Genomic DNA, 13,165 nt, shown 5'->3' with positions numbered 1-13,165 from the left:
CGCGTGCTCTCCTTTGGGACGAGCAACGATGATAGCGGCTTGCCGTGGAGACAAAGCGCAATCTTCGCGAGCGAAGCGCCGCTCACGCGTAGCGCGCAAGAAACATATCGACCGCGGACTCCGCGACGTTCTTCTGTTCGTTTCCGCTGAGAGGCGGTTGCCCCATCGTCACCTGCGGCCAGAAAGCAAACGCCTTCACGAGGCTCTGCAATTGCAGCGATGCGAACACCGGATCAGGCGTTCGGAGACGTCCATCGGCCGCGGCCGCGCGTATCCACACAGTCAGATCCTCCTCGCGCTCGCCCATGCGCGCCACCATGTCCCGCGCACGCTCCGGCGAATGAATGCCCGCCGCGATCGCGACCCGCGCGAGCGACAGAAATGCTTCGTCATTCAGCAGGCTCAGCTTGCGCAACAACAGTTCGAGCAACTGCGCGCGCAGCGGCTCGCCGGCACTGTATGCGGGCGCCTCGCCCGCATGACTGGCTTCCCACAACTGACGCAGGATCGCCGCGAAGAGCGCTTCCTTGCTGGGGAAATGGTTGTAGACCGTGCGCTTCGACACGCTCGCCCGGGCCGCGATACGGTCCATGCTGGTCGCGTCGAAGCCGGCTGCGAGAAATTCTTCGATGGCCGCGCCAAGGATGGCGAGGCGCTTGCGGTCGGTCAGGCGTTGGGGGGTGGCGGTCGGATCCATCGTTAAATTTTACACCGGGCAGTTTACTTTTTTCCAGATTAAACTACACTGACCAGTCTACTTTCCGCATCGGGACGTCTTTTATGACTTCGTTCATCGATTCTTTCAGCCGGGTTTTGGGCCTCACGACAGCACGACGCTCACGCGAGATGTCCCACTCGTCCGCGCAGCATGACGGCGAGCGCTTTCGCAACGTCAAGCCGCGCCCGGTGGAAGGGTTCGGCAAGACCTTGAGCATTGCGTGGAACGTGCTGTTCCGGAAACCGGCCGGCACGGTCCCGGCGGGCGCGCTCCCCGTCGACGCATTGACCCGCGAACAGCTCGATGCGGCACCTGACCGCAGCCTGTACCGGCTCGGGCATTCGACCATGCTGCTCAAGCTGCGCGGCGAATACTGGCTGACCGATCCGGTCTTCGCCGAGCGCGCGTCGCCATTCCGGCGCTTCGGTCCGAAGCGCTTCCATGCGCCGCCCATCGCGCTGGAGGATCTGCCGCCGCTGCGCGGCGTCATTTTGTCCCACGACCACTACGACCACCTGGACCATGACACGGTGCTCGCCCTCGCCGGGAAAACGGGCGTGTTTCTCACGCCGCTGGGAGTCGGCGACCGGCTGATCGAGTGGGGCATCGACGCGAAAAAGGTGCGCCAGTTCGACTGGTGGCAAGGCGTGGAGATCGACGGCCTGGAGTTCACGGCAACGCCCGCCCAGCATTTCTCCGGACGCAGCCTGTTCGACGGCAATAGCACCTTGTGGGCATCGTGGGTCATCGTCGACGGCGATCTGCGCGTGTTTTTCAGCGGCGACACCGGTTATTTCGACGGCTTCAAGGAGATCGGCGCGCGCCTCGGCCCGTTCGACCTCACGCTCATCGAAACCGGCGCCTACGACGCCCAATGGCCGTACGTCCACATGCAGCCGGAAGACACCGTGCAGGCGCATGTCGATCTGCGCGGCCGCTGCCTGGTGCCAATCCACAACGGCACGTTCGACCTGGCCATGCATCGCTGGCAGGAACCCTTCGAGCGCGTGATCGGGCTGGCCGCCGTGCATGGCGTGGCCGTCTCGACGCCGCGCATGGGCGAGCGGCTCGATCTCGCCTCGCCGCATCGCGGCGAGCGGTGGTGGCGCCAGGTTGCCGACATTGGCGACATGGCCACCGAAGACACCACCACGCGGATTCTCCCGTTGCAAAGCGGTGCCCGTGCGGGCCGTCAAGACGGCTAGCCGCCCGATGGCTTGAGGTGAGCGCTCATCGCCCCTTGCAAGCGGGCCACAAGTAGTTATATTATGACTAGCAACATTAAGACTAGTCTGAATTCATGGTCCGCCATTCTCCGCTCGCCCTCGCCGTCCTTGCCATGCTCACCGAAGGCCCGCTGCATCCGTACCGGATGCAGCAGCTCATCAAGGCGCGGGGCAAGGACGAGGTCATCAACGTCGGGCAGCGCAACAGCCTCTATCAAACGATCGACCGTCTGTTGCGCGGCGATCTGATCGCCGTTCGCGAAACCGAACGCGACGGCGCCTTCCCCGAGCGCACGATCTACGAAATCACGGAGGCCGGTCGCGACACCGGCCGCCTGTGGCTGCGCGAACAGCTTGCCCAGCCCGGCCGGGAATTCCCGGCGTTTCCGGCAGCGCTGTCCTTCCTCCCGCTGCTGACGCCGGACGATGTGCGCCGGCAACTCGAAACGCGCGCCGGCGCCCTCGAACGTGAACTTGCTCGCCAGGACGCGATGACCGCGGAGGCGAACGCGATCCAGTTGCCGCGTCTGTTCCTGCTGGAAGGCGAACTGGTGCGCGCGCAACTGGTCGTGCAACTCGAATGGGTGCGCAGCGTCGTCGCCGACCTGCAGGCCGGCACGCTGACATGGAGCGAAGCGTGGCTCGCCGACATCGCCCAGCGTTTTTCGCTCCCCGCCGACGCCACCTCGTACAGGCTGGCCAAGCCCACTGCCACCAAGGAACCGAAAGCATGAGCCGGGAACCCATGAACGTCATCATCATCGGTGCGGGCACCGGTGGCCTGTGCCTCGCGCACGGACTCAAGCGCCACGGCATCAACGTCGCCGTCTACGAACGCGATCGCACCCGCGCCGACGGCTTGCAGGGCTATCGCGTCGGCATCAACGCGCACGGCGTCGCTTCGCTGAAGGCCTGTCTGCCTCCCGATCTGTTCGCCACCTTCGTCGCCACCTGCGCGCGCACGCCGGGCCACTTCAACATCCTCACGGAACAGATGACGGAGTTGCTGTGCGTGCCGCTCGACGACGAAGAGATGAGCGGCGGCAAATCCGTGAGCCGGATGACGTTGCGGCAGGTCCTGCTTACCGGTCTTGAAGAACAGGTTCACTTCGACAAGACGTTCACCGCTTACGAACAGCACGCTGACGGCAGTGTGACCGCGCACTTCGCCGACGGCACGCACGCCACCGGCGATCTGCTGATCGGGGCGGACGGCGCACGTTCGAAGGTACGCCGGCAATTGCTGCCGGATGCGCGCGTTGAAACCACCGGCATCGTCAGCATCGCGGCCAAGGTGCCGATGAGCGAAGCTTCACGCGCGCTGCTGCCGCCCAAGGTACTCGACGGCATTACGCTCATCAACGCCCCGAAGGGTTTTGGCGCGATCGTGCATGTGATGGAGTTTCCTTGGAGTGCTAACGGTCCGAAAGAGGGCATCGGCAGCAGCGACGCCGAGTTGCTTGCGCGCTGGCCGGGCCTGCTGCTCGACAATACCCGTGACTATCTGATGTGGGCCGTCTGGGGCGCGCTGCGCAATCTGCCGGCCAATCCGAAGTCACTCGGGCAGCCCGCATTGCTGGCGCTCGCGACGGAAATCACGGACGGCTGGCATCCCAATCTGCGTGCGCTGATTCGCGCGTCCGATCCAGCCACGGCCTTCAGCCTCGACATCCGCACGTCCGTCCCTGTCGACGCATGGGACACCACTAACGTGACCGTTCTCGGCGACGCCGTCCATCTGATGACGCCCGGCCGAGGCGTCGGCGCCAACACCGCGCTGCGCGACGCCGCGTTGCTGGCCGCACGGCTAGGTGATGCGCAGTCCGGAAAACTGTCGGGCCGCGACGCTGTCGCGGGGTACGAGGCGGAGATGCGCCGCTACGGCTTTCACGCCGTGGCGGAATCGCGCAAGCAGTTCGACGAGCGCGACGCGCTGCATCGGCCGGTGGTGGGGCGTATGGCGCTCGGTGCAATGCGCACGGGGTTGCGCGTGGTGAACAATGTGCCGTTGCTCAAGCGCCGAATGATCGCCGCGGAAAACGAGTTCCGCGGCGCCGAACCGGCGGCGCAAGGTCGCTGATTCCGGCTGTCGATGCCCGCAGAAGCAGTCACTGCGGGCACGCAAAACGAAGGGCGCAGGCAACCTCAGTCATGAATGACCTGAACGCGCCCCGCCTTGACTGCTGCTTTCAACACCGTCCAGTCAGCCTCGTTCTGTTCCGCATACGCGAGCGCGAATCGCTCGATAGCCTCGTCAAATGCCGCCGACTTGCCCAGATAGCCGGAGAGCAACGCGGGGTCTCCCGCTTTTGACATCGCATGGGCGAGCGCGTGCGCGCACGAGACCGCGTACTCGCCGAGATCTTCAACGTCGAAGGTGGTGAAGTCGAACGCGCCTTTCATGTCGCGCAATTGCCGCACGTAGAAGTCATTGCCCGTGTGGCGCATCTTCGACCACCCGAGAAAAATGTCGCTCGCCGATTGCAGCAGACGCTGGCCGTTCACCACCCGCTGGCCGTGATTCGGATAGCGGCTCGGCGCCACGTAGCCCTCCAGCACGGAAGCCCGTGCCTCCTTGAGTTGAAGGAACAGCGGACACTCGCCGTCGGCCATGAACAGCGCCTCGTAGCAGCGCGTTCCCACCGAGCCAATACCGACCACACGAATGGCGACATCCACCAGTTCGTAGCGATCGAATAATGCGCGCCTGTCATCCGGAAGGGTCAACCGGTAGTCGGCGAAGAAACGCCGAACCATTTCGTTGTAGTACTTCTGATCGTGCGCGGTCTCCAGTGGGACGTGATACACGAGCGGCGGCACGTCCTTGATGCGCAGCTTGCCATTGACGAGTACGGTTGAATGCGTCAACACGGAGCGCGACGACTGCAACCTCGCCTTCTCGATAACCGCCTGTTCTTTTCTTCTTTCCTCCGCCGAATCGGCAATCTCCAGCATGCTCGACGCACCGAACTGGTAGTACCAGATGTCGAGCGTGTCCATGCGGCTGAACGCGGCGATCTGTTGCCGGAACGTCTCGCATAGCCGGCGCACCACGGCGCGCTGGTCACGCGCTGAGAATCCGCGTTCGCGCGCGGCAATCACGAACGATGTCGCCAGCCTGCGCAGATCCCAGTCGAACGGACCGGGCAGCGTTTCGTCGAAGTCGTTGGGGCCGAAGAGAACGCGCCGCTCGGGACTCGCGAACAAGCCGAAATTAGCCAGATGCGCGTCGCCGCCCAGTTGCACGATCACGTCGGAACGCGGCAGCTTCGACAGGTCGTAGGCCATGAGCGGCGCGGAACCGCGATAGAACGCGAAAGGGTTCGCGACCATGCGCCCGTAGCGAATGGGGATCAGCTCCGCCACCCGCCCCACGTTCGACGCGTCGAGCAGCGCCATGGGGTCGCGGTCCTCGATCTTGCAGACCCCCAGCTCCGCACGCGGCACCTTCTTGCGTGCCGCCTTGCCCAGCTCGATGCGAGCCGCCACCGAGCCACGCCCCGCAAACAGCGTGGATGGGTCTTCTTGTGCCGCTGATGTAGTCGGATCGTTTTGTTGCATAGCAGGTTCGTTGCGCTTCGCGCCAACGGAGTCAGGCACGTGCGGCCTCCAGTTTCAAATGATGCCAGTATGGGTCTTGCTTCATTCCGGTTTGACAACCGGCGAAGGTGCGGCCCCAGGTGGCGGAATATCGCGTAGCCCGTCGACCGCGGCATCCACCGTCGCGAAGATCTCGCGATGCGTGCCGCCCGAGCGCAGTGCCCTATACCGTTCAAGCTCATGCCTTACACCTGTCGGGGGCGCGACCGAGGCGATGCCCACGCCGCGCTGGTCGAGCTCGATGCCCAACTGGACCAGCGTCTTGCCGGCAGTGTAGTCGATGTTGTTGATCTCGGACGCGTCGATCACCACCCAACGCAACGGCGGATTGGCCTCGTTGACAAGCCTAAGCACCTCCTCCGTGAAGCGGCCGGTGTTCGCATAGAACAGATCCGCTTCGAACCGGTAGACGACGATGCCGGGCGCCGCAAGCACATTCGGCGCGACCGGATGGTCGATCCAGCGGCCGATCGGGCTGCGGGTCAACACGCGCGTGCGCAGATGGTAACTATGCCGCGCATGCGCGATCAGCGACAGCACGACAGCCGCGAGAATGCCGTGCATCACGTCGACAAACACGACCACGCACGCAGTGAGCAACGCGACCACGAATTCGTCTTTCTGCAGGCGATAAAGTTCAATCATGCCCTTCACGTCGATCAGCTTCACGCCGATCATGAAGACAATCGCCGACAGCACGGCGGCAGGCAGAAGACTGAGCGGCCTCGTGAGAAAGAGCAGCACCAGCAGCACGATCACGGCCGTCGTCAGATGGGCTGCCTGGGTTCGGCCTCCCGCATCGTCGACCATCTCGGTCTTGGTCGGACTGCCGTTCACCACGAAGGTGCCGGTGAACGCAGCCGCTGCGTTCGCGGCGGCGAGACCGATGATGTCGGCATTGTCGTCGCCCTTTTCGTTGTAGCGATTGGCGTACGCGCGCGCCGTCGCGGCACTCTGCGCAATGATGACGATAAAGCACGACGCCGCCGTGGCCAGCACCTGGTTGATCTCGCTCACGTGCAGCGGCGGCAGGAACAGCGACGGCAGCCCGCCAGGCACTTCGCCCGTTACGGCAATGCCATGCCCGGCGAAATTGAACACGCCGCTCGCCACGATGGAACCGATCACGGCGATCAACGCGCCCGGCGCGCGCGGCGTCAGCCGCTTGCACCCGATGATCACCGCGAGAACGGCAAGCGAAAGCACCGTGGTGGAGTAGCTCGCCTCGGCCACGCGTTGAACCACGGACACCAGTTGCATGACCGGGCCATGCCCCTGCTTCGCGAGCCCGAACAGGCCGGCAAGTTCGCCTGCCGCGACCTGCACGCCCACGCCGGTCAGGAAGCCGATCAGGGCGCTGCGAGAAAGAAAGTCCGCCAGAAAGCCCAGCCTGAAGATGCGTGCGAACACGAGCATCACGGCAACCGTCAGCGCCACCGTGCTCGTGAGACCGATATATTCTTTGCTGCCTAACGCGGCGACGGCCGTGAGCGTACCCGCGAGAATAGCCGCGGTCGCGGAGTCCGCCGCGACCACCAGCTGACGCGACGCGCCAAAAACGACAAACGCGATGAGCGGCAGCAAGATCGTATAAAGGCCGGTGACGGTAGGTGTGCCGGAAATCTTCGTGTATCCCATCACCTCCGGGATGCCCAGGGCCGCGAGCGTGATCCCGGCAATAATGTCATGCGGCAGCTGCGCGGAATTGAAGGGCAGAAGTCCCTGCAAGAACGGGATGCGATGCGGATGAGACTCCGTCGATACTGCTGGTTTCATGGTACTGCCTCCGTCCGACTTGTAAGTAGGCCGACATGATTATTGGCTTGGATAGAAAGTCTGATCGCCGCGCGCACGGCTTCAGGTCCGCCAGGTCGGGCCGTCGGGAAAACTGTACTGATCAAGGGACGCAGCATGCATTTCGATGCTGTAGCCCGGGCGCTGCGGCGGCATGTAATGTCCGCTGCGGATCACGACGGGATCGACGAAGTGCTCATGGAGATGGTCCACGTATTCGAGCACCCGTTTCTCCAGCGAAGCCGACACGCAGATATAGTCGAACAGCGAAATGTGCTGCACGTATTCGCACAAGCCCACGCCACCCGCGTGCGGACACACGGGCACGCCGAATTTCGCCGCCATCAGCAGGACGACGATCACTTCGTTGAGTCCACCCAGGCGGCAGCTGTCGATCTGACAGAAGTCGATGGCCTGCGCCTGCAGCAACTGCTTGAACATCACGCGGTTCTGGCAGTGCTCGCCTGTCGCGACGCCAATGGGTCGAAGCCGCTGCCGGATGGCCGCGTGGCCGAGAATGTCATCGGGGCTCGTGGGCTCCTCGATCCACCAAGGGTCGAACTCCGCCAGCCTGCGCATGTTCGCCACCGCTTCATCGACATCCCACACCTGGTTCGCGTCCATCATCAGCTTGCGGTCCTGGCCAATTTCTTCACGCAGGATGCGGGCGCGGCGCATATCTTCTTCGAGATTGCCGCCCACCTTCTGCTTGAAGTGCGTCCAGCCCTGGGCGACGCCCTCACGGGCGAGCCGGCGGATCTTGTTGTCGTCATAGCCAAGCCAGCCGGCCGACGTCGTGTAAGCCGGATAGCCGTGTGCAAGCATTTCTTTCTCCCGCTCGCCGCGTGTCTTCGCATGCCGGTGCAGCATCGCAATGGCCTCTTGCGGTGTGATCGCATCGGTCACATAGCGGAAGTCAAGACAACGCACGAGTTCTTCCGGGCTCATGTCGACGAGCAGTTTCCACACCGGCTTGCCTGCCGATTTGGCCCAGAGGTCCCACACGGCATTCACCACCGCTGCCGTTGCCAGGTGAATGGCGCCCTTGTCCGGGCCGATCCAGCGCAACTGGCTATCCGAGGTCAGCGCGCGCCAGAACGCCCCCATGTTCGCAGCAATATCCTCGAGCGTTTTGCCGACCACCAGGGGTGCGAGCGCTTGTGCCGCAGTGACGCAAATCTCGTTGCCGCGCCCGATCGTGAAAGTGAGACCATGGCCCGTGAGCGCCTGCGGCGAATCCGTTTCGAGCGTCACATAGGTGGCGGAGTAGTCCGGCGCGGCGTTCATCGCGTCGGAGCCGTCGAGTGAACGCGAGGTCGGGAATCGGATATCCCGGACAGACAGCTTGACGATCTTGGTCATCTGAACACGCTCCCAGGCAACGGCGATCGGCCTCTGCCGGTGAGGCAGGGCGAAACGGGTTGGTGCGTTGCAATGCCGGCATTTCTGCCGCGTTGCGGGGTCACGAAGAGCAAAGGAAGGACCGCGCCCTTCCCCGCCTTCGCGCCCCGGCGGCGCTGGTCAATCGTAGAGCACGGCGGCGATCTTCGGATCGCTCATGTTGCTCTTGTCGTACCAGTAGAAGCCCGTGTCGACTTTCCTGGGCAGCTTCTCGCCCTTGAGCGCCTTCACCGCGGAGTCGACGACGCATTTGCCGATGCCGACCGGGTTCTGTGTAATGGCGCCGGCCATCAAGCCCGAGTTGATGTCCTCTTTTTGCTCCTTGCCGGAGTCATAGCCGATCAGCACGAGCTTCTTGCCCGATTCCTTGACGCCGATCGCCGCGCCTTCCGCCGAGCCTTCATTGGCGCCGAAGATGCCCTTCAGGTTGGGATTGGCCTGAATCATCGCCTTGGCGATCTCCGCCGACTTCAGATGGTCGCCGCCGCCGTACTGGACAGAAACAATCTTGATGTTCGGATGCTTGGCCTTCATCTCGTTCAGGAAACCGTCGCGGCGATCAATACCCGTGCGGCTGGTCTGGTCGTGGACGATCACGCCCACTTCACCGGAATCGCCGATCGCCTCGGCCATCTTGTCGGCGGCGAGCGCGGCCGCGGCAAGGTTGTCCGTTGCGCAGGTGGTCAGCGGGATGTCGCTGTCCACGCCGGAGTCGAACGCGATGACCGGTATTTTGGAGGCCTGTGCCCGCTTCAGAAGCGGAATGGCCGCCTTGCTGTCGAGCGCGGCGATGCCGAGCGCCTGCGGTTTCTTCGCGAGCGCGGCCGAGAGCATGTCGATCTGCTTATCGACCATGGCCTCGGTTTCCGGACCTTCGAAGGTGATCCGCACGTGATGCTCCTTCGCCGCCTGTTCGGCGCCGGACTTCACCGCCTGCCAGAACTGGTGCTGAAAACCTTTCGACACGAGCGGAATATAAGCTTCTTCCGCAAGCGCAAAATTCGTCCCGACAACGAGTGCACCCAGGCCAACGACGACACTCAATATTCTTCTATTCAACATGGTATTGCTCCTCTTAGGGTGGACCATCTCCTTCTGTTGTTAAGGAAGCCTGACTCGCTCCCCCGTCTTGATTTCGTCCAGCGCGGTGTCAGCTCTTCCTGCGTCGCAGGATGTCGGCGTAGACCGCGAGAATGATGATGAGACCCGTGACCACGATCTGCCATTCCTGCGCGACGGACATGATGCGCAGGCCGTTGGTCAGCACGCTCATAATGAAAGCGCCGATGATCGTGCCGAGAATCGTGCCCGAACCGCCGCTGAGCGACGTGCCGCCAATCACCACCGCGGCGATCGCCTCGAGTTCATAACCCTGGCCGAGCGCCGGCTGAGCCGAATTCAGGCGCGAGGCGATGAGCAGCCCCGCAATGCCGCAAATCGCTCCGCCCAGACCGTAAATCGCGATCTTCCACCGGTCGACATTCACGCCGGAAAGGCGCACCGCCTCTTCATTGCTGCCGAGCGCGAAGGTGTAGCGGCCAAGTGCCGTGCGATTCAGCGTGATCGAACTCACGATGGCGAGGAAGAACAGAATCAGCACGGCATTCGGCACCGGCACGCTCGGCAGAAAATAACCGATCAACGAATCCTGCGAGATCATGTAGAAGTTCTCGGTGTCGTTGAAATAGATCGGCTTGTCGGCCGAGACGACCAGCGACAGTCCTTTTAGCAGCAGCATCATGCCCAGGGTGGCAATGAACGGCGGGATCTTCATCTTCGCCGTGAGGGTTCCGGAAATGGTCCCGCAGAGCGCGCCCGTGCCAATGGCGGCGACTACGCCGACCCACATCGGCATATGCCAGAAGGTAAGAAACACGCCGCAAATGACTGCGGTAAAGGTCATCAGCGTGCCGACCGACAGATCGATGCCTCCCGTGATAATGATGAACGTACAGGCAATCGCCAGCACGCCGTTGACCGCCGTCGCCTGCAAAATGCCCAGCATGTTGTCCATCTGCATGAAGGCGGGCGAAGCGAAGCTGAAGAAAACCAGCAGCAGGATCAGACTCGTGAAAGCGAGCAGCTTCTGCAGAGCGGTCGGAGCCAGCACACGGGCTCTGAGGCTCGATGAACGTCCGTCATTAGCTAGCGCCGACGTATCCGATGGCAGTGTCATAGGGTCCTCTTGAGGCTCACGCCGCTACTTTCAAGGTTTCGCGCTGCGTTGCCAGATGCATGATGCTCTCCTGCGTCGCGTCGGCCGCCGAGAGTTCGCCGGTGATACGGCCTTCGCACATCACAACGATGCGGTCGCTCATACGCAAGATTTCCGGCAGCTCCGACGAGATCACCACAATCGCTTTGCCCTGCCCGGCGAGCAAGCGCAGGAGTTTGTAGATCTCGCTCTTCGCGCCGACGTCGATGCCGCGCGTCGGTTCGTCGAAGAACAGCACGTCGCAGTCGCGCTCGAGCCATTTCGCAATCACGATCTTCTGCTGGTTGCCGCCTGAAAGAAGCCGCACCTGCTGCGTCGCGGAAGGCGTGCGAATGGCAAGCAGCTTGATGAAATGGCCGGCGGTCCGGCGTATCTGGTTTCGCCGCAAGAAAAAGTTGAACGACAGGAACTTCCGCAAGTTGGACATGACGATGTTCGATTCAACGTCCATGCCGGTCGCAAGGCCAAAGCGCTTGCGGTCTTCCGAAAGATAGCCGATACCACGCGCCACGGCGTCACTCGGACTCCTGATCGTCGCCTTCACGCCGTTCACCACAATCTCACCGGACTCGACCGGATCGGCGCCGAACACGGCACGCGCAACCTCGGTGCGGCCGGCGCCCATCAAGCCGGCAAATCCCAATATTTCGCCTTTGTGCAGCGTGAAGCTCACATTCCGGACCAGCGGGCCTGCATTCAGATTGTGGACCTGGAGCGCGACGCCGCCTTTGTCCGCAACGCCTGGCGAAGGTCCGGTGTCGGTCAAGGTCCGCCCGACCATCATACCGATGATTGTCTGGACGCTCGTCCCGCCGGCGCCGACCGTGGCCACATACTCCCCGTCGCGTAACACGGTCACGCGGTCGGCGATCTGCTTGAGTTCGTCCATTTTGTGGGAAATGTAGATCACACCGACACCTCGGCCCTTCAGCTCCCGAATAATGCGGAATAGCTCGACGATCTCGGCGTCGTTGAGCGCCGAGGTGGGCTCGTCCATGATCAGGACGCGCGAATCGAACGACAGCGCCTTGGCGATTTCGACCATCTGCTGCCTGGCGACAGTGAGCGAGCCGACCACGGCGCGCGGATCGATATTCACGTGCATGCGGGAAAGGATGTCACGCGCTTGCGCGTTGAGCTTGTCTTCGTCGAGAAACAGGCCGAGCCGCCCGCGCGGCTCGCGGCCGATGAACATATTCTGGGCGACGGTCAAATGATTCATCAGCTGGAGTTCCTGATGAATGATGCCGACGCCCACGGCCTGCGCCTCGCGCGGGCTTTGGAAATCGACCGGCTGGCCGTCGTAGAGAATTTCACCCGAATCCCGCGTGTACACGCCGGCGAGTATTTTCATCAGGGTCGACTTGCCGGCGCCGTTCTCGCCCATCAGCGCGTGGACTTCACCGGCCATGAGTTCGAACTGGACTTCGTGAAGCGCCCTGACGCCTGGAAAGCTCTTGCTGAGCTTTTTGACGGCAATGAGCGGGGTCATGGCGCGGGCTCAAAGATGATTCCGCAATAGCCACGGGCCTCATGGAACGAGGCAGGTTGGAATAGCGCCGGGCATTGCCGGGTTTCCTGACTGAAATCGCAACGAGAAACCAGACACATTGCTGGGCCCCCAAACCGATGTGCCACGATTTTACGACGCTGAGCGGCCGTGGCTCAAGCCCATGCATTCCCGAGTGCTGCGCACTAAGGCTGCCGCCCACTCCGATATTACAATTTGCTTTCTTGGCGTTATTGCGTGGAGCAGAGTGTCTGCCTGACGTCCGAGGGCATCCGGTGCGGCGCCCAGGCCGCGACGGCAAAGCTGCCGGTTCGCATGATCAGCTCGATGAGCTGGAGCGATTCGATGAACAGCACTCCGAAACGACTTACATCTGATTCTGGCGCTGACACGCTCGCAGAATCTGTTGAACCGCATATCCGTCTCTCACGCTCTGCACGTTCTCCAGCACACACACGTGATACGACCTTTCGCGAGGCAGGAGCAGCGCGCCGTTTCTGTATAGCGCTTCGCACGAGCGCCGGATGGCTTCTGCCGCCACGTTGCTTTGGCTGTTCCTCAGCGATTGCAGGATGCATTGATCGTAGTCTGGATTGTCCATGCCGAACGCCGTGGCCGGGAGCGGCGAGGCAAGCGTGAGCGGGAGAAGCAGATAGGCGAGGTTGCGCATGGATTCCGAACGAGACACAGGGTTAACGAGA

The 13,165-nt window shown here is 62.7% G+C and carries 11 protein-coding genes; 3 read left to right on the top strand and 8 right to left on the bottom strand.

What is annotated here, in order from left to right:
- Positions 1 to 82: 82 nt before the first annotated feature.
- On the bottom strand, positions 83 to 697 hold the full coding sequence (locus tag A6V37_RS36780) for a TetR/AcrR family transcriptional regulator (RefSeq protein ID WP_064265141.1): 615 nt from the start codon (positions 695 to 697) through the stop codon (positions 83 to 85).
- Positions 698 to 780: 83 nt separating this feature from the next.
- On the opposite strand from A6V37_RS36780, the gene A6V37_RS36775 reads away from it, so the two are divergent.
- From A6V37_RS36775 to A6V37_RS36765, 3 genes are all read left to right on the top strand, one after another.
- On the top strand, positions 781 to 1,923 hold the full coding sequence (locus tag A6V37_RS36775; RefSeq protein ID WP_064265140.1) for an MBL fold metallo-hydrolase: 1,143 nt from the start codon (positions 781 to 783) through the stop codon (positions 1,921 to 1,923).
- 95 nt (positions 1,924 to 2,018) lie between these two features.
- Positions 2,019 to 2,678 carry a PadR family transcriptional regulator gene (locus tag A6V37_RS36770; protein WP_064286889.1) on the top strand — a complete coding sequence of 220 codons (660 nt, stop codon included), beginning with the start codon at positions 2,019 to 2,021 and terminating at the stop codon, positions 2,676 to 2,678.
- Entirely contained in the window at positions 2,675 to 4,024 is a 1,350-nt protein-coding gene (locus A6V37_RS36765; protein WP_064265138.1) for an FAD-dependent oxidoreductase, read from the top strand. Before A6V37_RS36770 ends, A6V37_RS36765 begins: the two co-directional genes overlap by 4 nt.
- 65 nt (positions 4,025 to 4,089) lie before the next feature.
- Here the strand turns inward: A6V37_RS36765 and A6V37_RS36760 are convergent, their stop codons facing one another.
- The 7 genes from A6V37_RS36760 to A6V37_RS36730 form a co-directional block, all read right to left on the bottom strand.
- On the bottom strand, positions 4,090 to 5,505 hold the full coding sequence (locus A6V37_RS36760; RefSeq protein ID WP_064265137.1) for a DUF2252 domain-containing protein: 1,416 nt from the start codon (positions 5,503 to 5,505) through the stop codon (positions 4,090 to 4,092).
- Positions 5,506 to 5,586: 81 nt separating this feature from the next.
- On the bottom strand, positions 5,587 to 7,320 hold the full coding sequence (locus A6V37_RS36755) for a SulP family inorganic anion transporter (protein WP_064265136.1): 1,734 nt from the start codon (positions 7,318 to 7,320) through the stop codon (positions 5,587 to 5,589).
- Positions 7,321 to 7,401: 81 nt separating this feature from the next.
- Positions 7,402 to 8,700 carry an L-fuconate dehydratase gene (locus tag A6V37_RS36750; RefSeq protein ID WP_064265135.1) on the bottom strand — a complete coding sequence of 433 codons (1,299 nt, stop codon included), beginning with the start codon at positions 8,698 to 8,700 and terminating at the stop codon, positions 7,402 to 7,404.
- A 159-nt stretch (positions 8,701 to 8,859) separates the two neighbouring features.
- On the bottom strand, positions 8,860 to 9,801 hold the full coding sequence (locus tag A6V37_RS36745) for an ABC transporter substrate-binding protein (RefSeq protein WP_064265134.1): 942 nt from the start codon (positions 9,799 to 9,801) through the stop codon (positions 8,860 to 8,862).
- 88 nt (positions 9,802 to 9,889) lie between these two features.
- Complete coding sequence (locus tag A6V37_RS36740; protein ID WP_064265133.1) at positions 9,890 to 10,915, bottom strand: ABC transporter permease; 1,026 nt, start codon at positions 10,913 to 10,915, stop codon at positions 9,890 to 9,892.
- Positions 10,916 to 10,931: 16 nt separating this feature from the next.
- Positions 10,932 to 12,446 carry a sugar ABC transporter ATP-binding protein gene (locus tag A6V37_RS36735; RefSeq protein ID WP_064265132.1) on the bottom strand — a complete coding sequence of 505 codons (1,515 nt, stop codon included), beginning with the start codon at positions 12,444 to 12,446 and terminating at the stop codon, positions 10,932 to 10,934.
- A gap of 385 nt (positions 12,447 to 12,831) precedes the next feature.
- Entirely contained in the window at positions 12,832 to 13,134 is a 303-nt protein-coding gene (locus tag A6V37_RS36730) for a VF_A0006 family four-cysteine protein (RefSeq protein WP_064265131.1), read from the bottom strand.
- Between the last annotated feature and the right edge of the window lie 31 nt (positions 13,135 to 13,165).

Origin of the sequence: Paraburkholderia ginsengiterrae (assembly GCF_001645125.1) — a bacterium.
GTDB lineage: Bacteria > Pseudomonadota > Gammaproteobacteria > Burkholderiales > Burkholderiaceae > Paraburkholderia > Paraburkholderia ginsengiterrae.
This window is presented reverse-complemented; position numbering and strand designations above follow the sequence as displayed.

Excerpts from the sequence above, each read along its gene's own strand:
- A6V37_RS36730 (WP_064265131.1), bottom strand. The coding sequence starts at position 13,134 with ATGCGCAACCTCGCCTATCTGCTTCTCCCGCTCACGCTTGCCTCGCCG.
- A6V37_RS36755 (WP_064265136.1), bottom strand. The coding sequence starts at position 7,320 with ATGAAACCAGCAGTATCGACGGAGTCTCATCCGCATCGCATCCCGTTC.
- A6V37_RS36750 (WP_064265135.1), bottom strand. The coding sequence starts at position 8,700 with ATGACCAAGATCGTCAAGCTGTCTGTCCGGGATATCCGATTCCCGACC.
- A6V37_RS36740 (WP_064265133.1), bottom strand. The coding sequence starts at position 10,915 with ATGACACTGCCATCGGATACGTCGGCGCTAGCTAATGACGGACGTTCA.
- A6V37_RS36770 (WP_064286889.1), top strand. The coding sequence starts at position 2,019 with ATGGTCCGCCATTCTCCGCTCGCCCTCGCCGTCCTTGCCATGCTCACC.
- A6V37_RS36735 (WP_064265132.1), bottom strand. The coding sequence starts at position 12,446 with ATGACCCCGCTCATTGCCGTCAAAAAGCTCAGCAAGAGCTTTCCAGGC.
- A6V37_RS36760 (WP_064265137.1), bottom strand. The coding sequence starts at position 5,505 with ATGCAACAAAACGATCCGACTACATCAGCGGCACAAGAAGACCCATCC.
- A6V37_RS36775 (WP_064265140.1), top strand. The coding sequence starts at position 781 with ATGACTTCGTTCATCGATTCTTTCAGCCGGGTTTTGGGCCTCACGACA.
- A6V37_RS36765 (WP_064265138.1), top strand. The coding sequence starts at position 2,675 with ATGAGCCGGGAACCCATGAACGTCATCATCATCGGTGCGGGCACCGGT.
- A6V37_RS36745 (WP_064265134.1), bottom strand. The coding sequence starts at position 9,801 with ATGTTGAATAGAAGAATATTGAGTGTCGTCGTTGGCCTGGGTGCACTC.
- A6V37_RS36780 (WP_064265141.1), bottom strand. The coding sequence starts at position 697 with ATGGATCCGACCGCCACCCCCCAACGCCTGACCGACCGCAAGCGCCTC.